Annotated in this window: 19 protein-coding genes and 2 tRNA genes; 9 read left to right on the forward strand and 12 right to left on the reverse strand. The window is 43.3% G+C overall.

The window, feature by feature from the left end:
- The first annotated feature begins 386 nt into the window (after positions 1–386).
- Positions 387–2,948 carry a xylan 1,4-beta-xylosidase gene (gene xyl3A, locus ACDG22_RS15935; protein ID WP_370859017.1) on the forward strand — a complete coding sequence of 854 codons (2,562 nt, stop codon included), beginning with the start codon at positions 387–389 and terminating at the stop codon, positions 2,946–2,948.
- Positions 2,949–3,175: 227 nt separating this feature from the next.
- Positions 3,176–3,658, forward strand: a complete 483-nt coding sequence (locus tag ACDG22_RS15940) for a GNAT family N-acetyltransferase (RefSeq protein ID WP_007571484.1) — start codon at positions 3,176–3,178, stop codon at positions 3,656–3,658.
- A gap of 8 nt (positions 3,659–3,666) precedes the next feature.
- Here ACDG22_RS15940 and ACDG22_RS15945 read toward each other — a convergent pair whose 3' ends face one another.
- The 8 genes from ACDG22_RS15945 to ACDG22_RS15980 all read right to left on the reverse strand — a co-directional run bounded on the left by ACDG22_RS15945 (position 3,667) and on the right by ACDG22_RS15980 (position 15,362).
- The gene (locus tag ACDG22_RS15945) at positions 3,667–5,598 is read right to left on the reverse strand and encodes a transglycosylase domain-containing protein (RefSeq protein ID WP_178270086.1); all 1,932 of its coding nucleotides are present in this window, start codon (positions 5,596–5,598) and stop codon (positions 3,667–3,669) included.
- Between the two features lie 39 nt (positions 5,599–5,637).
- Positions 5,638–6,585, reverse strand: a complete 948-nt coding sequence (locus ACDG22_RS15950; RefSeq protein WP_239477821.1) for a hypothetical protein — start codon at positions 6,583–6,585, stop codon at positions 5,638–5,640.
- 109 nt (positions 6,586–6,694) lie between these two features.
- Positions 6,695–8,020, reverse strand: a complete 1,326-nt coding sequence (locus tag ACDG22_RS15955) for an ABC transporter substrate-binding protein (RefSeq protein WP_370858964.1) — start codon at positions 8,018–8,020, stop codon at positions 6,695–6,697.
- A 38-nt stretch (positions 8,021–8,058) separates the two neighbouring features.
- Entirely contained in the window at positions 8,059–8,850 is a 792-nt protein-coding gene (locus ACDG22_RS15960; protein WP_007571493.1) for an ABC transporter permease, read from the reverse strand.
- Positions 8,844–9,644, reverse strand: a complete 801-nt coding sequence (locus ACDG22_RS15965) for an ABC transporter permease (protein WP_022125520.1) — start codon at positions 9,642–9,644, stop codon at positions 8,844–8,846. Before ACDG22_RS15965 ends, ACDG22_RS15960 begins: the two co-directional genes overlap by 7 nt.
- A 10-nt stretch (positions 9,645–9,654) precedes the next feature.
- Complete coding sequence (potA, locus tag ACDG22_RS15970; protein ID WP_118485133.1) at positions 9,655–11,043, reverse strand: polyamine ABC transporter ATP-binding protein; 1,389 nt, start codon at positions 11,041–11,043, stop codon at positions 9,655–9,657.
- Between the two features lie 98 nt (positions 11,044–11,141).
- Entirely contained in the window at positions 11,142–14,024 is a 2,883-nt protein-coding gene (locus ACDG22_RS15975) for an exo-beta-1,4-galactosidase (protein WP_370858965.1), read from the reverse strand.
- A gap of 285 nt (positions 14,025–14,309) precedes the next feature.
- Positions 14,310–15,362: a DUF2027 domain-containing protein gene (locus ACDG22_RS15980; protein WP_007571501.1), complete on the reverse strand. Its 1,053-nt coding sequence runs from the start codon at positions 15,360–15,362 to the stop codon at positions 14,310–14,312.
- Positions 15,363–15,658: 296 nt separating this feature from the next.
- Between ACDG22_RS15980 and ACDG22_RS15985 the strand changes: the two genes are divergently transcribed.
- Positions 15,659–16,876, forward strand: coding sequence for an S-adenosylmethionine:tRNA ribosyltransferase-isomerase (locus tag ACDG22_RS15985; protein ID WP_007571503.1), 1,218 nt, complete (start codon positions 15,659–15,661; stop codon positions 16,874–16,876).
- 684 nt (positions 16,877–17,560) lie between these two features.
- Here ACDG22_RS15985 and ACDG22_RS15990 read toward each other — a convergent pair.
- Together ACDG22_RS15990 and ACDG22_RS15995 are read right to left on the reverse strand one after the other, a co-directional pair.
- Positions 17,561–17,631, reverse strand: a tRNA-Gln gene (locus ACDG22_RS15990).
- Positions 17,632–17,682: 51 nt separating this feature from the next.
- Positions 17,683–17,753: transfer RNA gene (locus ACDG22_RS15995), tRNA-Gln, on the reverse strand.
- A 208-nt stretch (positions 17,754–17,961) separates the two neighbouring features.
- Between ACDG22_RS15995 and rsfS the strand changes: the two genes are divergently transcribed.
- From rsfS to ACDG22_RS16010, 3 genes are all read left to right on the forward strand, one after another.
- Positions 17,962–18,321, forward strand: coding sequence for a ribosome silencing factor (gene rsfS, locus ACDG22_RS16000; protein WP_007571507.1), 360 nt, complete (start codon positions 17,962–17,964; stop codon positions 18,319–18,321).
- A 17-nt stretch (positions 18,322–18,338) separates the two neighbouring features.
- Positions 18,339–20,375 (forward strand): ATP-dependent zinc metalloprotease FtsH, encoded by a 2,037-nt coding sequence (gene ftsH / locus ACDG22_RS16005; RefSeq protein WP_007571508.1) that lies wholly within the window; start codon positions 18,339–18,341, stop codon positions 20,373–20,375.
- A gap of 111 nt (positions 20,376–20,486) precedes the next feature.
- Positions 20,487–21,332 carry a phosphatidate cytidylyltransferase gene (locus tag ACDG22_RS16010; RefSeq protein WP_007571509.1) on the forward strand — a complete coding sequence of 282 codons (846 nt, stop codon included), beginning with the start codon at positions 20,487–20,489 and terminating at the stop codon, positions 21,330–21,332.
- A 213-nt stretch (positions 21,333–21,545) separates the two neighbouring features.
- Here the strand turns inward: ACDG22_RS16010 and lpxB are convergent, their stop codons facing one another.
- A complete protein-coding gene (lpxB, locus tag ACDG22_RS16015; RefSeq protein WP_370858966.1) occupies positions 21,546–22,688 on the reverse strand; it encodes a lipid-A-disaccharide synthase in 1,143 nt (380 codons plus the stop codon).
- A complete protein-coding gene (gene surE, locus ACDG22_RS16020; protein ID WP_118483710.1) occupies positions 22,685–23,458 on the reverse strand; it encodes a 5'/3'-nucleotidase SurE in 774 nt (257 codons plus the stop codon). Before surE ends, lpxB begins: the two co-directional genes overlap by 4 nt.
- 211 nt (positions 23,459–23,669) lie before the next feature.
- Between surE and ACDG22_RS16025 the strand changes: the two genes are divergently transcribed.
- Genes ACDG22_RS16025 through ACDG22_RS16035 form a run of 3 tightly spaced genes read left to right on the forward strand, consistent with a single transcriptional unit; the run spans position 23,670 to position 26,169 of the window.
- Positions 23,670–24,431, forward strand: coding sequence for a ParA family protein (locus ACDG22_RS16025; RefSeq protein WP_007571517.1), 762 nt, complete (start codon positions 23,670–23,672; stop codon positions 24,429–24,431).
- Between the two features lie 31 nt (positions 24,432–24,462).
- Positions 24,463–25,362 (forward strand): ParB/RepB/Spo0J family partition protein, encoded by a 900-nt coding sequence (locus tag ACDG22_RS16030; protein ID WP_007571519.1) that lies wholly within the window; start codon positions 24,463–24,465, stop codon positions 25,360–25,362.
- A 12-nt stretch (positions 25,363–25,374) separates the two neighbouring features.
- Entirely contained in the window at positions 25,375–26,169 is a 795-nt protein-coding gene (locus tag ACDG22_RS16035) for a DUF5683 domain-containing protein (RefSeq protein ID WP_270230942.1), read from the forward strand.
- Positions 26,170–26,172: the final 3 nt, after the last annotated feature.

Raw genomic sequence — 26,172 nt, forward strand, 5'->3', positions numbered from 1 at the left:
CATTAAGCAAAAAGGGGAGAAGCCCTTAAAAATCCCAATTCTGTTATCCAATTCCTAGTGATGAAATCAATGCAGGATTTGGTATAGAACAAACTCCAAACTGGAACAATTATCTGCCTAAATAAATCTAATTTCGGCAAAGCCTTATAGGTCAGCCCACAAATACAATCCGTTTTAATGAACAAACTGAGTTTCAATCCCCAAACTCTCCCGTTCATTAAAACGGATTTTTATTTTTAGCCTCAATAGAAATTGAGTCAATTTTTCCCAGATTTTTTATCCCCTTATTATAAATTCTTTTACCTTTGCAATCAAAGGGTTAGTCAACACACAAATAATACTATAAAAACATGAACAAAAAAATTAAAGCACTTGTGGGGTTAGGTATGCTTTTATTTACCGCTCCTGTTATGGGACAACAATTTCCTTATCAAAACACCAGTCTTACTCCTGAACAACGGGCATCCGATTTACTTGAACGGTTGACCCTGGAAGAAAAAGTTTCTCTTATGCAAAATGCTTCTCCTGCTATTCCACGACTAGGTATCAAAGCCTACGACTGGTGGAACGAAGCTCTTCATGGAGTAGGCCGAGCTGGAATTGCCACTGTATTTCCTCAAACAATCGGTATGGCTGCATCGTTCGATGATGAATTGATTTACAAAGTCTTTACAGCCGTTTCCGATGAAGCCAGAGCCAAATATACAGAATTCAGCAAATCGGGCAATCTGAAACGCTATCAGGGACTGACATTCTGGACTCCCAATATCAACATATTCCGCGACCCTCGCTGGGGAAGAGGACAGGAAACTTACGGAGAAGATCCTTATCTCACTTCACGAATGGGAGTTGCCGTAGTTCGAGGTCTGCAAGGTCCGGATAACATGAAATACGACAAGCTTCATGCATGTGCCAAGCATTATGCCGTTCATTCAGGACCGGAATGGAACCGACACAGCTTCAATGCAGAAAACATTGCGCCACGTGATTTGTGGGAAACTTACCTGCCGGCTTTCAAAGCATTGGTTCAGGAAGCAGATGTAAAAGAAGTAATGTGTGCCTACAACCGTTTCGAAGGTGAACCTTGCTGTGGAAGCAACCGCTTGCTGATGCAAATCCTGCGCGATGAATGGAAATACAAAGGCATAATAGTATCCGATTGCGGCGCTATCAGTGACTTCTGGCGCAAAGGCGATCATGAAACACATCCCGATAAAGAAACGGCCAGTGCAGGAGCTGTATTGAGTGGTACAGATCTGGAATGTGGAAATAATTACAAATCACTTCCGGAAGCTGTACAAAAAGGACTGATAGACGAAAAACAAATTGATATCTCTGTAAAACGTCTGCTGACAGCTCGTTTCGAATTAGGCGAAATGGACGAACATGTCTGCTGGGACAGTATTCCATATTCTGTAGTCGACAGCAAAGCACATAAAGACTTAGCACTGGAAATTGCACGAAAAAGCATTGTCCTGCTGCAAAATCGGAATAATATCCTGCCGTTGAAAGAAGACATGAAAATCGCTTTGATCGGCCCCAATGCCAACGACTCTGTTATGCAATGGGGTAACTACAATGGTTTTCCTTCCCATACCTCTACCTTGTACGAAGCTTTGAAAGAACGTATTCCGGCAAACCAACTGATTTACGACTTCGGATGTGACCGTACTTCTGGTATCAGTTTGGAAAGTGTATTCAGCCAATGTAGCATCGATGGGAAACCTGGATTCCGCTCTACCTATTGGAACAACATCAAGATGGAAGGCAAACCTGCTACCGTCACCCATACCAGTACTCCTTTCAAGTTTACCACATTAGGAGCAACAGTATTTGCAGCAGGAGTAAATATTCAAGATTTCTCTGCAAGCTACGAATCGGTATTTAACGCACCCCAAACAGAGGATATCAATTTCCACTTCGAGGCAGCAGGCATAATCCGCCTGAGCATAGATGGAAAAGAAGTAGCCAGCGGAAAATATCTGAAAAACAATATGAATCTGTATACGCTGAAAGCTGAAAAAGGAAAAACATACAACATTAAAATAGACTTTATCTTCTACAGCAAAGACAGAGCAGCCCAACTGAATTTTGATATGGGACGCAATGCTCCTGTAAACCTGCAAGCTTCCATCGACAAAGTAAAAGCAGCCGATGTCATTGTCTTTGCAGGAGGTATTTCACCTTCTCTTGAAGGAGAAGAAATGCCAGTAAATGCAGAAGGTTTCAAAGGCGGCGACCGCACAACAATCGAACTTCCTGCTATTCAGCGACGATTGATAAGTGAATTGAAAAAATTAGGCAAGCCAATTATCTTTGTCAACTATTCAGGCTCGGCTGTCGGACTGGAACCCGAAAGCAAGATTTGCGATGCCATCCTTCAGGCATGGTATCCTGGTCAGGCTGGAGGAACAGCTGTTGCCGACGTTTTATTTGGCGACTACAATCCTTCGGGTAAACTTCCGGTCACTTTTTATAAGCATACCGACCAGCTTCCTGACTTTCAAGACTACTCGATGAAGGGACGTACCTACCGTTATATGACAGAAAGTCCTTTATACAGCTTCGGTCACGGATTGAGTTACACCAACTTTACATACGGTCCAGCTACATTAAGTCAGCAAACAATCAGCCAAGGTAAAGAAGTAACACTCACAATCCCCGTACAAAATACCGGAAATTATGACGGAGAAGAAGTGGTGCAAGTATATTTAAGTTGCTCGGGAGATAAAGAAGGCCCTTCACATACACTCCGCGCCTTCAAACGCGTCCACATTGCAAAAGGACAGCGCGCAAATGTTTCTTTCACCCTCGACAGTGAAACATTCCAATGGTTCGATACAAACACCAACACCATGCGTATGGTAGAAGGTAATTATGAACTGCTTTACGGAGGAACTTCACGTATAGATCAATTACAGAAAATATCAATCAAGGTAATCGAATAAAAGATAACGTAATCCACAGACAAAAATAACGTCAGCAGACTCACCTAAAAATCTGCTGACGTTTTTTTATTTTATGCTGATGTTTTTCAGAAAACATCACGACGTTTTTTTAATATTCGTACAAAAAATAAGGTACTCTCATAAAGTTTCCAAAGAAAGTAATAAAAGCCTCATACATGTATGCTGCTATTTCTTTACTTTTGCAATGAACAAAAGAAAAAACAATCATGATCAGAGCGGTTACCCTACAAGATACTTCTGCCATAACGGCAATTTACAATGAATATATCGCACATAGTACGAGTACTTTCGATATAGAACCTGTCAGCGAAGAAGAGATGCAAAAAAGAATCTCTGAAATTTCAGCGCGATATCCGTATTTTGTATACGAAACAGACGGAGAAATTGTGGGATATTGCTACGCACATCCGTGGAAAGAACGGGAAGCCTACAACCGCACACTTGAAACGACTGTATATCTGTCGCCCGCCCATACGGGAAAAGGACTGGGTCGGCTGCTCATGCAGCGTCTGACAGACGAATGCAGACGACGCGGCATACATGTCCTGATAGCCTGTATCACGAGTGAGAATACAGCAAGCTGCGCCTTCCATGAAGCTTTAGGATTCAGAAAAGCGTCTTCGTTCGAAGAGGTCGGTATGAAATTCGGACGATGGCTTGGGGTGACAGACTACCAGCTTATTCTGTAAACCAACATTTATCTGATGCTGTCGGGATATAAGATCATCTCTCTAGCCTTCCCCTTTACTATTATCTCCGGACGAACAGCCGCAGCTTCCTCTTCTGTAAGCAATCCTTTTGCACACAGTCTTTCGGCTATCAGGCGGAAATAACCTCCTTGTGAATCACGCAAAGTAGCATCTTCATTGAATGAAGAACGGAAATGTTTGGGCTTCGGTACAATGGAAGCCAGAAATATAGCTTCTTCTACGGTAAGGTCGGAAGGTTCTTTTTCAAAATAAAAATGTGAAGCTTCACAAGCACCGTATACCAAAGGAGCCCATTCTACCAGATTCAGGTATACTTCGTACATACGTTCCTTTGAAGTAAGATGCTGGTTTTCTATCAGCCATACGATAAGAGCTTCCTCCAGCTTTCGGGCAATATTTTTATGACGGTTCAGAAAAACATTCTTTACCAGCTGCATGGTAATAGTACTTCCTCCGCGTGCAAAGCGTCCTACCTGCAAATCGTAGGCTAGAGCTTCCTGAATAGCTCCAGGAAGAAACCCTTGATGATAATAAAACCCTCCGTCTTCCGACTGCATGATTGCCATCTGAAGCAAAGGAGAAATACGGTTGAGCGGACGGAAATTAGGATTCGACGGTCCGATAAAGAATGTTCTTACCGGCAAGTCGTTCTCGTATGCCGTATATTCAAACTCCTCGTTCATCTTGGTAAGTTCACTGCCACCCAGGCTTTCGATACGGAAACCATGCCCGCGCAAATCGGAAGAGAATTGCAGACTATCCAGATGATTGAAGTCAACATCCAACAATAAATCATAACTCAGTTTGCCTGATGTACGAATACCCTGTACATGACGGAACAAACCTTTTGGCAAGGAAGCAAACAAATCTTCGGAAGGGAAAGGCGAACGATGGATGCTTGCCGTATAATGCCACTTTTTTTCTTTTTCTACCCGTAAATAAGGATGGAAATCAAGGCGGTTGAATATAACAGTAGAAACACTGTCCAATTCGAAATAATTACCTCCTACATGGCAGGTATATTCCAGCTTTCCTTTATCTAGATCAATCGTATCGGGTGAAAGTGCTGTATGATAAACCTCCAGCCCGTCTACAGATGCCATCCCCTCCAGTGTAAGAGGCGTAGCAGAAGCAGACTTTTCTGAAAGCTTAAAGGCTATGGAATCGAATGCAACCGTCGCATTATAATGGGGACGGATGTAGGGAAGTATGATTTTTTCATTTGTACTGCCGGAAGCAATGCTGCCTTCTATCAGGCGCATACTGCGTGCAAGCGTACCTCTTACTTTCCATTCTCCCTTAATAGCTCCCTCTTCCACCTGAATAGCAGAAGCAAACTGACTGTTTGCCAGTATAAGCTCAGGAATATAAAAACTTGTTTGCAGCAAGTCCCGGCGCGCCGTCACACTCAAGTTGCGTAATTCTCCATTTTCCGGCAATAATCTGAATACCAGGCTAAGTATTTTACTTACCTGCACATCGTATCCAGCCAATACACTTTCTACTTTACCCGGATCAGCTTCCGATACAGTCTGTTGACGGAAAAGAAAATCATAGTTCGAAACATTACCTTGCTTTACAAAAGAAAGTTTCATACCCTCTACATCAACCTGATGTACGGAAACTCTTTTTCTAAGCAAAGGAAGCAAATCGATATCGGTCTCGGCTTTTTCGAGAGTCAGTAAGGTATCGTGATCTTCAGGTACTACTGTCAATCCTTCCAGGCGGATGACAGACAAAGAAGGCATTCCCAATTCACGATAGGCAATACGCAAGTTATAACGCTGCTCTAAAGCAGCCAACTTTTCATCGGCAACACAGCGCAACAGGGCTCCCCGAAAAAGAAAGAGTCCTGTTCCTGCCACAAGCACAACTGCAATCAATCCTGCGGCAAACCATTTAAGTACTCGACTTTTCATAATATCTTTATTGATATCTGCCGCAAAAATACGTTTTACTTACATGTTGTGCAAGAAAGATTTTTCTTTTATTTGTTTAACTGGTTTCCTGTTTTCTTTTCTTTCCGGACGAACAGACGGACGGTTATCCTTACGTTCTGTCCTTGAAGGTCTTGTCACCCTGTTGGGAGCTTTATCCGACGGTCTGGAAGTACCGGGTCTGACCGAATGATGATTTCCGTTTTGAGGCGGACGGATACCACTTGCATGAGGCGGACGTTTGTCTGGCTTTGGTACCGGTTTGGGAGCAGGTTTTGCACTTATACCCGGACGATATGGCGGACGTGCCTCAGGACGATGAGAGGGTGCTGCCGGAGCTGAAGGTCGTGCCGGAGTAAAATGATATCCGGGATTCTTAACCGGCCGAGGAGCGATAAAGTCATGTTTTCTGAACTCCGGACGAGAGTGGAAATGACCTTTATACACCGGATGATGATAACGGCCGGTATAATGCGCACAGTAATAGCCTGTATTCCGGTAAAAACGGCGGCTGTGTGCTCCATGGTAAGTAAGGTAATGTACCGGACGTCCGAAATAGAAGAAACTTCTGTTAGGGTATACCTTATACACCCGCAGATAACAAACATTATTCATCGCATAAATCGGACGGAAAAAGTATTCGATTGCAAGAAAACGAGTGTATGCCGAACTGGAAAGAATCCAGCGAAGGTCATCGTTTCTTTCATCCAAATACCGATAATAAGCATCAAGTGCAGCAGCATCGGCACATGCCATACCCGTCAGATAAGGATCCACTCCACTCAGAAAGTCAAAGTTTATTTCAAACAAATCATTGTACTGACTCTGGTTCAGATTCAGTTCGAAAGCCATACGGTCTGTCAGAAAACGAGCGTTGACGCGTATATCGCCTAATGACGAGGCATTTGCCGGCAAACAACATGCACAAAGCGCAAGGCAAAGTAATAATGCGAACTTCTTAATCTTCATATTCAATATTTTTTTAATTTCCTGATACAAAAATAGGAGGATAAAAATCCTCCTGCAACGGAAACTCTCCATTTGCCGATAGGGAGTTTCCTATTTCTTTTAGGGATAATCATCTACGCCGGCGCTTACGATGCTGCTTGCGTTTACGCTTGTACGTCTGAATACGGCGGTGTATCTGCCATCCGCTCAGTCCTGCGACAACAACCAGAATAAGAATAACAATCCCGCTATTCAAATTATCCCCTTTGATACGTGACCATATTTCAAGCACATTGACCGTCTTGTCACCAAAATCGCGTATCATGGAACAACGGTTTACGACAGAAATATCAGGATATTGCGTATTGCGTAATTTTACATCACGTCCTTCCGGTCCGAAAAAGTAGCTTGCATCCACCGTTTCAGTCAGTGTTGTATCAATGCATGCTTCCATGATTTCGGGAGCTGCTATTGCGCTGACATAGCCATTTTCTTCCATATTGCGCAAAGCAATATCGGGACGGCACAGAAAGTTGATAAAGTAACTTGCAGCTTTTACGTTCTTGGCATACTTCGGAATCACCCATCCGTCGTACCAGATATTACTACCTTCTTCAGGGATAGAATAAGACAAATCGACACCCACCTGTTCAGCTTCTTCGATAGCCCATTGTGCATCACCGCTCCAAGTCATATTTATCCATGCTTTTCCCTTTGTCATCATCTCCTTTCCGAAATCGGCTTCCCAGCCAGCAACATTGGGTTTCAACAGTTTCAGATACTTTTCTACCGTATCCATAGCTGCCGGAGAATAATCGTTCATCAATTCAGGAACAGTAACGGTACTGTCGGCAAGCTGCTTGCGGTAAGCATACAGCATAGCTGTACCATAAGCATCACGATAGGCGTCTTTCATCAGAATACGTCCTGCAAAACGTTTGTCCCACAGACAGCCCCATGTTTTCATATCCTCGGCAATAACATACTGAGTATTGTACAACAGTCCGGCAGTTCCCCACATATAACATACAGCATATCGGCTTGCCGGATTTTCAGCAGTTCCCAGTTTATTTATTTGTCGAAAAATATACGGAGAAATACCTTTCATGTAATTAGGAGAATGTGCAAAGGTAGTATCGATAGGCAGCAACAAACCTTTATGCAGCATTCGTTCGATGATATATTCCGAAGGACATACCACATCAAAATCCTCATGCCCTTTTTCGATTTTGGTGAGCATGATTTCGTTTATATCGAAAGTCTGATAAACGATACGTATATCTTCTCCTGTCTGTTCTTTATAGTATTGCTGAAAATCTTCCAGCACGCCTTCACCAATATAGTCTGCCCAGTTATATACTTTCAATATATTCTGGCGTGACTCATCAGCATTATAGCAGCTTGCCATCGTAAGGCAAGCCCACAGACATACGATAAATTGATATAATCTTTTCATTCTATGTTTCAGCACACGGTTTCTACTCCGGCAAAGCCTTATTTCTTCTGAGCTTTTCCGGCTCTGCGGTTAATAATAATCAACAATACCAATATAACAACAAACGTAAGGGCGGACAACGGACGAAGCTCAGGAGTCAGTCCTCCCTTTCGGGCATCGGCATAAATATAAGTAGAGAGGGTTTCCAGTCCCTGATTACCGATGGTAAACACTGTTACGGCAAAATCATCGAACGAGATAGTCAGTGCCAGCAGGAAACCGCTGATCATACCCGGACGTATCTCAGGAATAATCACTTTCCAGAGTGCCTGCATCGGTGTTGCTCCCAGATCGAGTGCTGCTTCATACAGGTTCGGATTCATCTGTTTCAGACGGGGAAGTACACTCAGCACCACATAAGGCGTACAAAAAGTAATATGAGCCAGCACAACAGTTGTAAATCCCTGTGTTACTCCCAAAGAAACAAACAGCAGGAACAGCGATATACCCGTAATGATATCCCCGTTTAAGATAGGAATCGTATTGATAAATCCTACAGCTTTCCGGCTGCGAGCCCGCAAGTTGAATATTCCAATAGCTGCAATACTTCCCAACAAAGTAGAAACCGTAGCAGCAATGAAAGCAATGGCAATCGTATTGATACAAGCATTCATCAGCGAATGGTGTGCACCGGTATTCATCAGTGACTCATAAAGCTTAAATGAAAAACCTGTCCAGTTACCCAGCACTTTTGCTTCGGTAAACGAATAAACCACAATAATCAAAATAGGTGCATAAAGCAAAATCAGCAATATCCACAAATATGTCTGCTCGATGATTCTTCTTACCATACACCACCTCCTCTCTCCGACTCATCCTTATTTTCGGGAGTAAACAAGGAAGTTGCGGCAATAAGGAACAACATGATGAGCGAAAGAGCTGCTCCGTAGTTCCACAAGCTGTTGTTTATATTTTCCTGTATGGTAGTTCCGAAAAGCTTGATATTGTTCATGGTCAACAGCTCGGCAATGGCAAAAGTCGAAATAGTAGGCATGAATACCATCATGATACCGCTTACCACACCCGGCATGGACAAAGGAAATATAACCTTCCAGAATACCTGGAAAGAGTTTGCTCCCAAATCCTGTGCTGCTTCAATGTAACTTCTGTCCATCTTCTGCAAGGTATTGTAAATGGGATAAATCATAAAGGGAATAAAATTGTATATCATACCGAAAATCAAAGCTCCCTCTCCCAACGGCAGCCTGCAAAAATCGAACAACGCTACCGTGGCAAGTGTACGTACCAGAATGTTTACCCACATCGGAAGGATAAACAACATGATCAGCGTACGCGAATAACTCAGATTCTTGCTGTTGTTCAGAATCCAGGCTACCGGATAACCCAGTAATATACAGCCAAGAGTAGTAAGAATGGCAATACCTATAGAGTACACAAATGTATTGACAGACTCCGAATGAGCAAAAAACTTACTGAAATTAGCCAGTGTAAGATGTCCCATATCGTCGGTAAATGCATATACTACAATCAGCAACAGCGGAATAATTACGAATATGACCGAAAAAATGAGATACGGCAAAACCCAACTCTTGCGTGAAGAGAAAAAATGTTGCAATTTCTTCATTATCCTTATATTAACATATTACACGAATAGCCTCAGCAGGAATAGTGATACCTACACGGTCACCATCGTCCCACACATCATTAGTATCGACGAATACATTCTCGTCCCAATCGGAAAAGACAGTAAGATGATAATGGTTTCCTTTATAAAGTATGAATTTCACTTCACCGGTAAGCATACCGTCTTCTTCATTATCCTGCAATATCACTTTGTCGAAATCGACCTCTACCTTCACATTTTTCCAGTCGCGTGACGAGTCACTCATGTCCACCCGAGGACATTCGAACTCGCAACCGAGAAATTCCACATGCGTTTCATCCATCATGGATGCCTCAAACGTATTACATACACGTTCCTTCTGCATGATATGTATGTCCATCGGCTTAATCAGCAGACCGACTTCCGAACCTGCTTCGAAAGCATGATAATCTTGTACCAGAAACTCATAATCGCCCACAGCAACTGCCATTTCGTAATGCACTCCCTTAAAGATGCACGACTGAACGATACCGCGAAGCTGTGCAGCATCGGAAACAGGAAATATATACAAGTCTTCCGGACGTATCACCACATCGACAGGAGCATTTTCTCCAAATCCCTTATCCACACACTCAAACTCCTGACCGCAGAAACGAACCAGACAGTCACGCACCATCGTACCGTTCAAGATATTACTTTCACCAATAAAATCGGCAACAAACGAATTGATCGGCTCATTATAGATATCTGTCGGTGTACCTATCTGCTGGATTTTTCCTTCGCTCATTACCACGATGGTATCACTCAGTGTCAATGCTTCTTCCTGATCGTGAGTAACATAAACAAAGGTAATGCCCAGACGGCGGTGCATTTCCTTCAACTCCATCTGCATGTCCTTACGCATTTTCAGGTCGAGTGCAGCAAGAGGCTCATCAAGCAACAACACTTCCGGCTCGTTTACAATGGCACGGGCAATAGCCACACGCTGCTGCTGTCCGCCCGACAAAGAGTTTACGTCACGGTACTCATAGTCGGTCATACCCACCATTTTCAACGCAGCCTTCACCTTTTTCTCCATTTCTGCCTTAGGCATTTTTTTCAGCTTCAGTCCGAAAGCGATATTATCATATACATTCAGGTGAGGAAACAAAGCATACTTCTGGAATACCGTATTCACCGGACGACGATGCGGAGGAATTTGTGTAATCTCCTTCCCACCAATGTACAACTCGCCCTCCGAGGCAGTCTGAAAACCTGCGATAAGCCGCAGCAAAGTAGTCTTTCCGCATCCGGAAGGACCAAGAATCGTCACAAACTCACCTTTACGGATAGATAAGTTTATATTATCGAGTGCCGTTTTTTCACCAAAAAACTTCGACACATTCTTTACTTCAATAATAGGTTTATTGTCTTGTTGCATACACTTGTTCTGATTTCAGCTTGCAAAGGTACACATTATTATTAATTTATCCCGCCAAAATAAAACAGTTTTAGCAGTACAACCCAACGAGAATATTTTTAATTCTCTTTTCTGAAATCGAACATCAGGTTCAGACGTAACCCTTCATCTCCCTTCTTGATACGTATATTTCCCGGCTGACTGTTCGGACCTTGTTGTTCAATCGGCTTGAACGAACAGATGGCAGGGATATCAAGCAAGAACGATATATCCCCTTCAGGAAATTCGGGCATGGTCCGTTTTGCACTGCCTTTCGGTTCTTCGGGTGTAAAGACACGATAGAAAATACCGTCCGTACGCGAATAAACAGTAAAAGGTGCTGTATCGCTTTCGAACGTAGCCCAATACATATTGGCATGATAGCCCTTAAATTCAGGGTAAACGAGATTGTCGTAACTCTCGCCCGTAACGGTATTGTTGTAATCTTTATGCCAGATACCATAATTCGTACCCGGAATACGATTTTTCCACACCCGGTAAGGTCCTCTGCCCAGCCATTTCATCCCCTTACAAATGCGTTCCGGATAAGAAAAAGTCAATCCCAGATTATATACCTCCGTATCCATGAAAGCATCATCGAAACCTCCGCCTCCCGACGCACGGTTCAGCAGTACCGCATCCATGTAAAGCAATCCCTGAGAGGTAAGCCGCCAGACAATCGAATCAGCTCCTCCCTTGTAGCGGGCACAAAAAACGGCTTCTTCCGAATCCTGACGCACATAACTGCTGGCAGGCTGGTAGAGCATCTTCATGCCGACTGCTACCGGACCATTGGTTAAAGGTATCTCAGTATTCCCCGAAAGCACACGGAGAATCATCCCCGTAGCCGCATCGAAAGTTACGCTTACCTTCTCACTTTTCAGTACAATTTCTTTTCCGTTGTTACGTGCCGAAACAGTATTACCGGACAAGCCCGTGGAAACCTGTGCCAAATGACGCTGAAAATACGGATTTGCAAGCCGGATAGGAAAAGACCAATCACAAATGCGATGTCCGTCCCTGTCGAAGGCTTCCAGTTTCAATACATCTCCTTCAGCAAAAGAAGCCGGCAACGAAAAACGAGCTTTGCCTGTCTCACCCGGAGACAAGGCAGGAAGCGTAACCTCGCCACGCGCCAATATACGGGAAACAGCTCCCTGCATAGGAATGTCACACGACAAAACTTCATAAGTCATCCGGCAATCTTTTAAATTGGTATAGATATATTCATTCGAGACGAAAAAGCTTCCATCGAAATGTTCTGTTATAAGCAAGGGTTTTATCTGTACCGGCGACCACTGGGAACGTATGGCATAGAAACTTCCTTCCTTTTCCCTGCGTGGTTCCACAACACCATCGGGAGCATTCGATCCGTCCGAATCAAGCACGCCTCCTCTGTCGGAACGTTTGGGAGCCTCATCACAGAATACCCAGATAAAGCCTCCTGCAAACATGGGATTCGTCATCCACCTGTCCCAAAAGTCACGAAGTCCGGCTCCTCCACCCTGATCGTACATGGCATGCATAAACTCTGTAGGCATAAACACCTTATATCCGTTGGTAAAGCGTGCCACACCTGTAAGATAGGCCGGATAATGATGCGTATCAAGTCCGTCGAAATCAGCCCAGGGATGGATGACATGCCTACGCTGAAACTTATCGTATTTACAGAAAAGGCTGTCATTATCGGTATTCCATCCACCTTCGTTTCCGTTACTCCATAAGATAACCGACGGATGATTCACATCCCGTTCTACCATTTCCCTGATCAGCCGTGCACCGGTTTCCGTATCATAACGTCCATGCCAGCCCGAAAGCTCATCGATATATACCAGTCCGAGAGAGTCGCACATATCAAGAAAATGTTCATCGGGCGGATAATGAGAACGTACAGCATTCATATTCATTTCTTTAATGAGCAGAGCATCCTGACGACTCATGGCTGCACTTGTAGTCCGTCCGCCGTCTACCGAAAACGAATGCCGGTTGATACCTTTCACAATCAGGCGGGTTCCGTTCAGATAAATACCGTCTTGCGGAAAAAACTCAATGGTACGGAATCCGATCCGCTCTTCACGAACCTGAATAACGTTTCCGCTGCGGTCTTTCAGTTCCAGACGCGCCACATAAAGTTCCGGAGCTTCGATATTCCATACTTTTACATCCGACCATTTGCATGTAAACTCGGTTTCTCTGCCGGAGGTGGCAAGCGGACAACTGACCTGCTCTTTGCCTTGCAATGTCCGTAAGGGTTTTCCGTCTTTCAACCCTCTTATGGATACAGCCAGCACATGTCCTTCGGCATTACCAGCCATGCGTACCGAAGCACGCAACGAACCGTCTGCACGCGCGTCAAGTATGAAATGTTCCATCGAAACATCAGGAACAACCTCCAGCCATACCGGACGATAGATGCCCCCATACAGCCACCAGTCGGCACGTCGTTCGGCAGCATTCACCGACTTGTTTGCAGACTGCTTGGCTACTTTCACTTCGAGCAGGTTTTCCCCCTCGGCTTTCAGCAGTGAAGTTATGTCATAAGAAAAACGATAAAAAGCTCCCTGATGGATCTGTCCTGCCGGATTGCCATTTACCCTAACTTCGGCATCGGTCATCACCCCGTCGAAAAACAGTTTGATGCGGTCGTTTTTTCCACAATCGGGAGTAAGAAAACGATAGCGGTATATACCTGTTTCATCACTGGGTTTTGCTCCTTTGATAGTATAATAACGTCCATAAGTGTATTCTCCAAATCCTTGCAATTCCCAGCAGGAAGGAACCTCTATGGATTTCCATTTCCCGGAATTTTGTCCTTTGGAACAATAAAATTCCCATGTACGGGTATAGTCTGTACCTGTTCCCGACAGGTAGATACGTTCGGGATGTGGAGCCTGTGCCTGCATATTCAGTGCAGAACAGATGCCTAGTGCAAGCAAAGCACGACGGATAATGTGTGTTTTCATATAAAAAAATGCCTGAATTGGATTCTTTCAGGCAAAGATAAGGATTCGAAAAGAGCAGGGAAATAGAAATTTGTACACTTAAATGTATATCCGTGCATTTCAATGAATTACACTTACTGTACACAGACCTAAAAAAAACATGCTCTTCTTTTCCGGAAAATATGCTCTTCTTTTGATTAAAATATCAGCATCTTTTTCTGAAAAGATGCTGATATTTTCAGAGCAGGAATAAATCTGTGTGATTTATGTCCGGAATGGTATTCTGATTTCCTGCTGTTACCCCGGTTATCGGATAGTCACCATGGTAGCTCCGAAACCGTATTCGCGGAACGAAGCGTCCTGACTGGGATAGTTTTTATATTTGCGCTTGAGTTCATCAAGTATGGCACGACGCAAGACTCCATCACCTTTTCCGTGGATAAACACGATTTTCTGTCCTTTCTTATTTTTGTATTCTTCCAGTGTCTTGCGGAATACATCAAGCTGATAGTTCAGCATTTCTGCATTTCCCATACCTGTAGTATCGTCCAGCAGTTCATGAATGTGCAAGTCTACTTCTACAATATCATTTTTTACCTTGTGCTGTTTCTTTTGCAGCTTGGCTGGAACATCCGACACATTCTTCTGCAACAGAGCTTCCTTGATATCGTTGGCCGAAACATATACTTGTTTTACTTCTTCATCATCGCGTACAATATCGTATATCAAAGCCGGTTCGGCAAAGAAATCACTCTGCTGGAACGTATGCAACTTGTAGAATTTTACGGTATCAATACGCACTTCCGTATTGATGGCATTCTTCAGAAGGAAAGTACGGTCGTCTTTATAAGCAAGCAGTTGCACGGCTACATGTTCCATACCGTTCAATTCACTCTTTTCGAACTCCTCCAGATGCATCTTCATATTCGGCTTGATGGTTCCTCTGCTGCGCAATGTCCAGCTTTTTCCTTCTGCCGACAAATACAGATAATCGACAAAATAGTTGCTGTCGTTCACCAGATAAGCATCAAAAGCAGTCGATGAAATGGCCTTTACATCCTGAGGCACATAAGCCAGATATACGTTCAATACATCATTTCCCCGTATCTCCGGAGCACGGTATGTTACAGGCTTTTCTTCCTCTATTTCTTCTTCGGCTGCTTGCGGTGCTTCGGGTTTCTTTGCTGACTTAAGCGGAATATTATAGTCATCCGTCTGAATGACAACACACTCCTTTATCAGCATAGGTATCTCAAAACCGTCTTCACCTTCTACCAGCGCAACATCTTTTCCCTGAAATCCTCTTACTATTCCTCCTCCTACTTCGCTAAGGAAGCGGACTTTATCTCCTATTTTCATATTTTCTTCTTATTTGGTTTATTACGCAAAAGTAAGGATTTTACTAGTGAGTAATGATATTTTTACCTACTTTTTAAAGCAATGTTTTTCCTTTATCTATATAGGAAATATCTGAAACCTACTTCCCCAAGAGCGGACTTCAGGCAGTTTTTCCGACAAAAAACTGCCAGCTCATGTATCCGAAAGTGTATTCCGAAAGAAACAAGAATAAAAAAAGTTATTCTTATAGGACTGAGAACAAAAACCCGAAAGAAATTCAGTAATTTTGCAGACATTAAAAAATACTACTCAACACTATGACAGAAACTAAGCATATAAAAATCAGCGATTATAACTATCCGCTACCCGATGAACGTATTGCTAAATTCCCGCTTCCTGTACGCGACCAGTCGAAATTACTTGTATATCGCCACGGGGAAGTAAGCGAAACTGTATTTACTTCTTTACCCGACTATATGGAACCGGGTATGCTGATGGTTTTCAATAATACAAAAGTTATTCAGGCACGCCTGCACTTCAGAAAGGAAACAGGTGCACTGATCGAAATATTTTGTCTGGAACCTATTCAGCCAAACGATTATGTACTCAATTTCCAGCAGACTCATCATGCCGCATGGTTATGTATGATCGGTAACCTGAAGAAATGGAAAGAAGGGCCGCTGCATAAAGAGATGACGGTAAAAGGAAAAACAATCACGCTGACCGCTACACGCGGAGAATGTCACGGTACAAGTCATTGGGTAGATTTCACCTGGGATAATCCGGAAGTTACCTTTGCCGATATACTGGAAGTATTCGGCGAACTGCCTATTCCACCTTATCTGGATCGTGAAACTCAGGAAAGCGACAAGGAAACTTATCAGACTGTTTACTCTAAAATAAAAGGATCGGTTGCCGCTCCTACTGCCGGACTGCATTTTACAGAACGCGTACTGGCATCGCTCAAAGAAAAAGGTGTAGACTTGGAAGAAGTCACGCTGCACGTAGGAGCCGGAACATTCAAACCGGTCAAAAGCGAAGAAATAGAAGGTCACGAAATGCATACAGAATACATTTCGGTCAACAAAAGCACTATAGAAAAGCTGATTGCACATCGAGGAGAAGCTGTAGCTGTTGGTACAACTTCCGTACGTACACTCGAAAGCTTATATTATATAGGAGTAACTATCAGCCAGAATCCTGATGCCAGTCAGGAAGAATTGCACGTAAAACAGTGGCAACCCTATGAATCGGATGTTACACTCAGTACCATAGAGTCACTGCAATGTATATTGGATTATATGAACCGCCATAATCTTGACGCACTCCATACAAGTACGCAGATTATTATCGCTCCCGGATACGAATACAAAATAGTGAAGCGCATGGTCACAAACTTCCACCAGCCTCAAAGTACACTGCTTTTGCTGGTTTCGGCTTTCGTAAAAGGTGACTGGCATAAAATCTATGATTACGCACTGGCACACGATTTCCGTTTCCTGAGCTACGGAGACTCTTCGCTGCTTATTCCTTGAAGCACTCTTTGATATAAATCAAGAAAAGGGCATCGGAAGTCATTTTTTTCTTATTAGATGAATAAAGAATAAACAAAACCCTGTAATTTTGTGTTGTAAAACATAAAACAAGGATAACATTAACTAGACTAACCCCATAAAAAGAGGGGAAAAGCAATACTAAATTAACTTAGTAAACGCAAAAACAAAAGAAAGGGTAACGATTATGAAACAGGTAAAAGATTTATTCAAAGCTATTAAGAAAAACTTGAATGCAAGTGCAATGGCAATGTACGGTCAGTATACAAGATAATATACACCGTACTGATTTTAGAAAAACATCAATACATCATCCATAACCAGAGGACGAAAGATTTTCAGATAAAATCTTTTGTCCTCTTTTTTTATATTCAGTAAACTGAAGCTTTACACACTCTTACAGATTATTCATTACCACCAATCAAGATATCTTCTCCCTACCTTCTCAGCCTAAGGGATATTCTATTCTTCCACTCAGACCATGCAAGTTATCGCATGATATCTTTAAGACACTCATATTTCTCCAGAGAATAAGGCGCAATGATCGGGTAAGGCGTGAACCAGTTGTTACGTTAATCCGTTTTTATCTTGAGCTCCAAATACGTATCGAAAGAATATATAAAAGAAAAAAGCATCTTGGATTTTCTCCAAAATGCTTTTAATCTGTTGGGCTACTCGGACTCGAACCAAGAAAAACAGGACCAGAATCTGTTGTGTTACCATTACACCATAGCCCAAACTTATATTTACGGTATCTTCTCCATGAAGACTTCCGCTTTTGTAAGATGTTGGGCTACTCGGACTCGAACCAAGAAAAACAGGACCAGAATCTGTTGTGTTACCATTACACCATAGCCCAAAATCTATTGTTTTGTCAGCCTCATTTGATTTTGACGGTGCAAAGGTACAACTTTTTTATAATATACCAATATTTTGGAGCTTTTTTTTCAAAAAAACACAAAAGAAAAAGAGAATTAAGCCTCATTCCTTCGTGATATACAGAAAAGCAAGTATATTTGCTACATTAATTTATATATGAATAATAAATAAAAACGGAAACAATAATAATGGACGAAACAAAAGACTTAGTAAAGAAAATTACAGAAGGCATTCAAGAGAAAAAAGGAAGAAACATTGTAATAGCTGACTTAACCAATATAGAAGATACTATTTGTAAATACTTCGTTATTTGTCAGGGAAACTCTCCCAGCCAGGTTCTGGCAATCGTTGACTCAGTAAAAGAATACGTCAGAAAGACAACCGGTCATAAAGTATACGGAATGGATGGTGTGCGTAATACACAATGGGTTGCAATGGACTACGGAGATGTACTGGTACATGTCTTTTTACCTGAAGTGAGAGATTTTTACAACCTGGAACATCTGTGGGCAGATGCCAAATTAACATCTCTCCCCGATATTGACTAACTTCATAAAAAAATTGTATGAGCGAAAATTTAAACAACAATAAACCTAAGATTAATGTACCCCGACCTAGTTTGAGTTGGCTGTACGTTATAATAGCACTTGTTTTTGGTTTTCTTTATTTCTCGAGCGAAGACGGAAGCGCTAGCAAGGAAATAACCTATACCGAATTCAAGGAAATGGTAAGCAAAGGATATGCAAGTAAAATCATTGCTTACGATGACAACACCGTAGATATGTTCATCAAGCCTGAAAACATTGTTGATGTGTTCGGAAAGGATGCTAATAAAGTAGGAAGAAGTCCTTCTGTAAATGTCAAGATAGGCTCAATGGAAGCACTCGATAAATTCCTTGACGAAGAACAAGACAGCGGAAACTTTACAGGTTCTATCAGCTACGAAAAGCAAACCAATTATTTTGGTATGATTTTCTGGAACATTGCTCCTTTCTTATTATTAATAGGAATATGGATGTTCGCCATGAGACGTATGAGTGGTGGCGGAGGTCCGGGAGGAGCCGGAAGTGTGTTCAGTGTAGGAAAAAGCAAAGCACAGCTTTTCGAAAAAGGAGCAAACCGCATCACTTTCAAGGATGTTGCTGGTCAGGCAGCAGCTAAACAGGAAGTAGAGGAAATAGTAGAATTTCTGAAACAACCTCAAAAGTATACGGAACTGGGAGGAAAGATACCTAAAGGAGCCCTGTTAGTAGGCCCTCCGGGAACAGGTAAGACATTGCTTGCCAAAGCTGTTGCAGGCGAAGCTGACGTACCTTTCTTCTCTATATCAGGTTCCGACTTCGTTGAAATGTTTGTCGGAGTGGGAGCTTCACGCGTACGCGACCTATTCCGCCAGGCTAAAGAAAAGTCACCTTGTATCATCTTTATCGATGAGATCGATGCCGTAGGTCGTGCCCGTGGAAAAAACCCGAGCATGGGAGGTAATGATGAACGCGAGAACACCCTGAACCAGCTGCTTACAGAAATGGACGGATTTGGTTCAAACAGTGGAGTTATTATCCTGGCTGCAACCAACCGTGTAGATATTTTGGATAAGGCCTTGCTTCGTGCCGGACGATTCGACCGACAGATTTATGTAGATCTGCCCGACTTGAACGAACGTAAAGAAGTATTTGGCGTACATCTCCGCCCATTGAAACTGGATAATACGGTAGACGTTGACTTGCTGGCTCGCCAGACTCCGGGATTCAGTGGAGCTGATATTGCCAATGTTTGTAATGAAGCTGCTCTGATAGCTGCCCGCCACTCAAAACCGTCAGTGGGAAAAGATGACTTTCTGGCTGCAATCGACCGTATAGTCGGTGGTCTGGAAAAGAAAACCAAGGTTATGACAGCAGCAGAGAAACGTGCCATTGCGCTGCACGAAGCAGGACATGCTACGATTTCATGGTTCCTGGAACATGCCAATCCGCTGATTAAGGTTACAATCGTTCCTCGCGGACGTGCATTGGGAGCAGCATGGTATCTGCCCGAAGAACGTCAGATTACAACCAAGGAACAGATGTTGGACGAAATGTGTGCTACGCTGGGAGGACGTGCTGCCGAAGAAGTATTTATCGGTCACATCTCAACCGGTGCTATGAATGACCTGGAGCGAGTTACCAAACAAGCTTACGGCATGATAGCATATGCAGGTATGAGCGACAAGTTGCCTAACTTATGTTATTACAGCAATGACGAATACAGCTTCAACAAACCTTACAGTGAACATACTGCTGAACTGATTGACCAGGAAGTGCAGAAGATGATCAACGAACAATATGCTCGTGCCAAGGCATTGTTGCAAGAGCACAAGGAAGGTCACAACCAGTTGGCACAGCTTCTGATAGACCGTGAAGTCATCTTTGCAGAAGATGTAGAAAAGATATTCGGAAAGCGTCCATGGGCATCTCGTTCGGAAGAAATCATGGCTGCTGAAGAAAAAGCTCTTCCTGCTCCCGAAAAGACAGAAGAAGCTGCAACAGCATCTGAACCGGAAACTAAGGAACAGACTGAAAACTCCGGAACTTCTGCTACACAAGATGAGGAAAAGCAAGCCTGACAATCATCTGATAAACAACAGATAACATAACTTTTGTCATTCAGAAGGCTCCAAACGAGCTTACTGAGTGACAAAAGTATTTTTAATAATAAACATTAAAACCTTACTGCCGTGAAAAGCAATTTTCTTCAACGAGCCATCACAGGAGTGATATTCGTAGCCGTACTTGTAGGCTGTATTCTGGGAGGGCCCATTTCATTTACAATTTTGTTTGCATTGATCAGTGCACTTACGATCAATGAATTCGGAAACATTGTCAACCGAATGGAGCATACGCACATGAACAAACCTATATCCATTCTGGCTGGTTTGTTCTTATTCCTCTGTTTCGGATATATCGGAGTAGTGCCGGGAGCGAATGAGATATTCATCCCTTATCTCTTCCTGATACTTTATCTGTTTATCAGTGAATTGTACAAGAAGCAACCTAATCCGCTCAATAACTGGGCATATGCCATGATGAGCCAGATATATATTGCCTTATCATTCGCTTTGCTCAACGTACTGGCTTACCACAGCAGCGCAACAGAAAGCGTATCTCAGTATAACCCTATACTGCCCTTATCCATTTTTATCTTCAACTGGGTAAACGATACGGGTGCTTACTGTACCGGCATGCTGTTTGGAAAACACCGTCTGTTCGAACGTATTTCCCCAAAGAAATCGTGGGAAGGTTCTATCGGTGGAGCTGTGTTCAGCATCATTGCAGCCATCGTTTTGGCACACTTCTTTACATTCCTGAGCACCGGTGTATGGATTGGACTGGGACTGACTGTAGTAGTATTTGGAACATGGGGTGACCTGACCGAATCGCTGATGAAACGTACCCTCGGCATTAAAGATTCAAGCAATATCCTGCCTGGACACGGAGGTATGCTCGACCGCTTCGACAGTACTTTGATGGCCGTTCCAGCAGCTGTAGTATACCTGTATCTGGTAGGACTCATCCTTGCATAAGAGCATAAAAATCGCCCTTCATTTCTTCTATACGTTTCAGATATGCATCTTGCTATGCAACAAACTGATTCACAACGCATTGATAAATAGAAGAAATGAAGGGCTTATTATGTCTGAAATTCGTACAAAAAATAAAAAAAACATCAAGAAGTTTTTCTACACTTTTGCTCTTCTTTCAACAAAGTCTCCATGTAAAAACAGAAACCAATGGTATCAGGCTTTGTGATTCGACTTTAACAAAGCTGTAATCTGAGATGCAGCACGTTCCGATGCTCCGGGTTCTCCTAAAATTGCTATCAGCCGGTCGTATTCTGAATGCATAAGTGGACGTCCGCTTCCTCCCGGTACAATCTTAGCCAATTCCTTTTTTATATTGGCAACCGTCATACCGTCGGCAACCAGTTCAGTTACCACTTCACGGTCGGCTATCAGATTTACCAATGAAATGTATTTCACCTTCAAGATATGCCTGCGAAGGAAAGAAACCAACTTGCCTGCTGCCGTATAGTAACATACTACCTGAGGTACACGGAACAAAGCCGTTTCGAGCGTAGCTGTTCCCGAAGTAACCAGTGCAGCCTCAGCCTGCTGCAACAAACGGTAAGTCTGCCCGAACACAATCTTCGTGCTGCTGTCGATATATTGTTTGTAGAAATCAGGCTCAATACCAGGAGCTCCCGCCACCACAAACTGATACTGCGGAAAACTGCGTGCCGCCTCAATCATACGCGACAGATTATCTTTGATTTCCTGCCGGCGACTTCCTGCAAGTAAGGCTATTATCGGTCTGTTTTCCAACCCATTGGCAGCAATAAACTCACTGAACGTTTCCTGACCATTCTTCCGGAAATCATCCACAGCATCGACACAAGGATTGCCCACATAATGCACCGGATACTGGTGTTTCTTGAAAAAATCGACCTCGAAAGGCAGAATAGAAAACAGTTCATCTACATCGCGCTTGATATTTTTGATGCGATATTCCTTCCAAGCCCAAATCTTAGGCGAAATATAATAGTAGACAGGTATCCGCGTATGCTGTTTGATATATTCGGCTATCTTCAGGTTAAATCCCGGATAATCAACGAGGATCAGCACATTTGGCTGCCACGCTTCAACATCCTTCTTGCAGTAGTCCATGTTACGGAAAATAGTACGCAAGTGAAGCAGTACAGGAATAAAACCCATATATGCCAGTTCACGGTAATGCTTTACGCAAGTACCTCCCACCGCCTTCATCAAATCGCCTCCGAAAAAACGAAATTCGGCCTGCGGATCTTCGTGCTGCAAAGCACGCATCAGGTTCGATGCATGCAAGTCGCCCGATGCCTCTCCTACTATCAGATAATATTTCATACGTTCCAGTTCCAGTGTTTCAAGTCTTCCATCAGCGAATATGCCGTCACATCAATTTGCGTAGGAGTAATAGCCACGTAACCGTGTTCCAACGCCCAGTGATCGGTATCTTCAGCATCAGGCTCGTTATTCTGATACTCACCTGTCAGCCAGTAATAATATCCGCCACGCGGATGATCTGCCTTAACAAATTCATTGGTCCATACCCCATCAGTCTGACGGCAGATACGCACACCTTTCAGTTCGTTTGTATCAGGGAAATTCACATTCAGACACTTACCTACGGGAAGTCCCTTTGCAAGCACTTCTTCTACAATGCGGCGCACATAAGGCAGCGTTGCAGAAAAATCAGCATCCGCACTATGATTACAAAGCGAAAATCCTACCGAAGGGATTCCTTTCAGGCATCCTTCTATCACCACTCCCATCGTACCAGAGTAGTGTACATTGACCGACGAGTTGTCGCCATGATTAATACCTCCTATCACCATATCGGGCTTACGGGGAACCAAAGCGTGCAAAGCAAGTTTGACACAGTCGACAGGACTTCCCGAACACTTATATACAATGAGTCCCGGCTCCTGACGCATCTTTGTACAGCGAAGCGGATGCTCGGAAGTAATGGCTCCCGATGAACCCGAACGCGGCCCGTCGGGCGCAACAACAATGAGGTCGGCAACAGTGCGTAACGCAGCGATAAGTTCTTGTATTCCTTTGGCATTCACGCCATCATCATTCGACAGCAATAAAAGAGGTCTTTCGTTTGTCATATATTTCTCCATTAATAATCGCCGGTAAAGTTACAACAAATATTAATCTTCCCAAACCACGACGAATAATTACAGATAAATCGTTATCTTTGCCTCGCCGAAGTTATTAACAAAAGCCGTAAGTTATCAACATTTTCAAGAAATGTAGACATTTGCTGATACATAGTTTCGACGATTATTTGTTACTTCGCAATCAGATAAACTGATTAATATGGGAAAAATTATTGCTTTAGCCAACCAAAAAGGTGGCGTAGGTAAGACTACTACAACCATTAATCTGGCTGCATCATTAGCAACTCTCGAGAAGAAAGTGCTGGTAGTCGATGCCGACCCGCAGGCGAATGCTTCATCCGGTCTGGGAGTAGATTTAAAAGAAATAGATTGTTCTATTTATGAATGTCTTATCAATCAGACCGATATACGGGAAGCTATTTACACGACCGATATTGACGGATTGGATATTATTCCTTCTCACATCGACCTCGTGGGAGCAGAAATCGAAATGCTGAACCTGGAAAACCGTGAGAAGATTATGAAAAAGGCATTAGAGCCGATGAAAAGTGAATACGATTATATTCTGATAGACTGTTCACCGTCGCTGGGGCTGATTACCATCAACGCACTGACAGCTGCCGATTCAGTCATCATTCCGGTACAATGCGAATATTTTGCACTGGAAGGTATCAGCAAGCTGCTGAACACCATCAAGATAATCAAGACAAAACTGAACCCTTCGCTGGAAATAGAGGGTTTCCTGCTTACAATGTTCGACTCACGTCTGCGTCTGGCAAACCAGATATACGACGAAGTGAAACGTCATTTCCAGGAACTGGTATTCAAAACCATTATCCAGCGAAACGTCAAACTGAGTGAGGCTCCCAGCCACGGAATACCTGCCATCTTGTACGATGCGGATTCTACAGGAGCAAAAAACCACCTGGCTTTGGCAAACGAAATTATAAACAAAAATTAAGAAGCATAGAAAGCTGAAAGAATAAACAAATATGGCCGTACAGAAAAAATTTGCACTGGGCAGAGGACTCGACGCGCTGATTTCTACAAACGACGAGGTTAAGACTTCGGGCTCTTCTTCCATCAACGAAGTGGAACTGAGTAAAATCTCGGTAAACCCGAACCAGCCACGCCGCGAGTTCGATCCGATTGCCCTGCAAGAGCTTGCCGACTCAATAGCTGAAATCGGCATCATACAACCTATCACTTTACGCAAGCTGAATGAGGATTCATATCAGATCATAGCAGGAGAACGACGTTACCGTGCTTCTATACAGGCAGGGCTGAAGACTATTCCTGCTTACATCCGTACTGCCGACGATGAGAATGTAATGGAAATGGCTCTGATAGAGAATATCCAGCGCGAGGACTTGAACTCGCTGGAAATAGCTCTCGCCTACCAGCATCTGATCGAACAATATGAACTGACTCAGGAACGTCTGAGCGAACGTGTAGGCAAGAAGCGTACTACCATCGCCAATTACCTGCGACTGCTTAAACTTCCTGCTCCGATACAGGTTGCACTGAAAAATAAAGAAATAGATATGGGGCACGCACGTGCCTTGCTTGCGCTGGATGACCCGAAGACACAGATACGTATTTTCAACGAAATAATAACCCAAGGGTATTCGGTCCGCAAGGTAGAAGAAATAGTAAAAGCCCTTTCAGCCGGCGAAAGCGTAGAGTCGGGAGGCAAGAAGATTGCTCCCAAAGGCGCCAAACTGTCTGAAGAATATACGATGTTGCAAAATCATCTGTGTACCTTCTTCGGTACAAAGGTGCAGCTTTCGTGCAGCAACAAAGGAAAAGGTAAAATCAGTATCCCGTTCAGCAACGAAGCTGATCTGGAAAGAATCATGGAGATACTGGACTCATTGAAACCAAAAGAATAAAAAGGACAAGTTTTGAGAGAACGATCGTTTACATATGTATTGTATATCGTACTGATGCTCTGTTTCGCATGGGGAGGAAGTACGGAAGGATATGCACAACGTGCACTCAAGCACCGGAAAGGCTTACTGAATGCCGATTCGATACGCGCACAAAACGTGGCCGACCGCCTTGCTTTACCCGATACGCTGAATATACGTCAAAAGCGCATCGAGGAACTGGAAGCTCCGGTAGATACGGCCAGACTTATGCGTCAGAGTGACTCTTTGCAAAGCCGGAAACCTGTAACCATAAAGGAGAAAAAGAAATGGCTTCCCACTCCCAATAATTCTATCTGGCTGTCGCTTGCCATACCCGGAGCAGGTCAGATATACAACCGGAAGTATTGGAAACTGCCTATCGTTTATGGAGGTTTCGTGGGATGTACTTATGCATTGACCTGGAACAGCAAGATGTATAAGGATTATACACAGGCATATCAGGACATCATGAGTGACAATCCGAATAACGACAGTTACATGAATATCCTTAGAGCCGGTCTGACAAAGGAAGATGTACAAAACAACCTTGCTTATTATCAAGAACTGATTCGTAAACGAAAAGATGTCTTCCGTCGTCAGCGAGATTTAAGTATAATCTCTTTTATCGCGGTGTACCTGTTGTCAGTTATTGATGCATATGTCGATGCTGAGCTATCAAACTTCGATATATCGAACGATCTGGGAATGACACTAGAACCTGCAATATTTAACGATGCATACCGCAAGCTTCCTCAAGGAATAGGCTTGCAATGCAGTATTAGATTTTAAATT

The sequence above is a fragment of the Phocaeicola coprocola genome (assembly GCF_041333015.1).
GTDB classification, from domain to species: Bacteria; Bacteroidota; Bacteroidia; order Bacteroidales; family Bacteroidaceae; genus Phocaeicola; species Phocaeicola coprocola.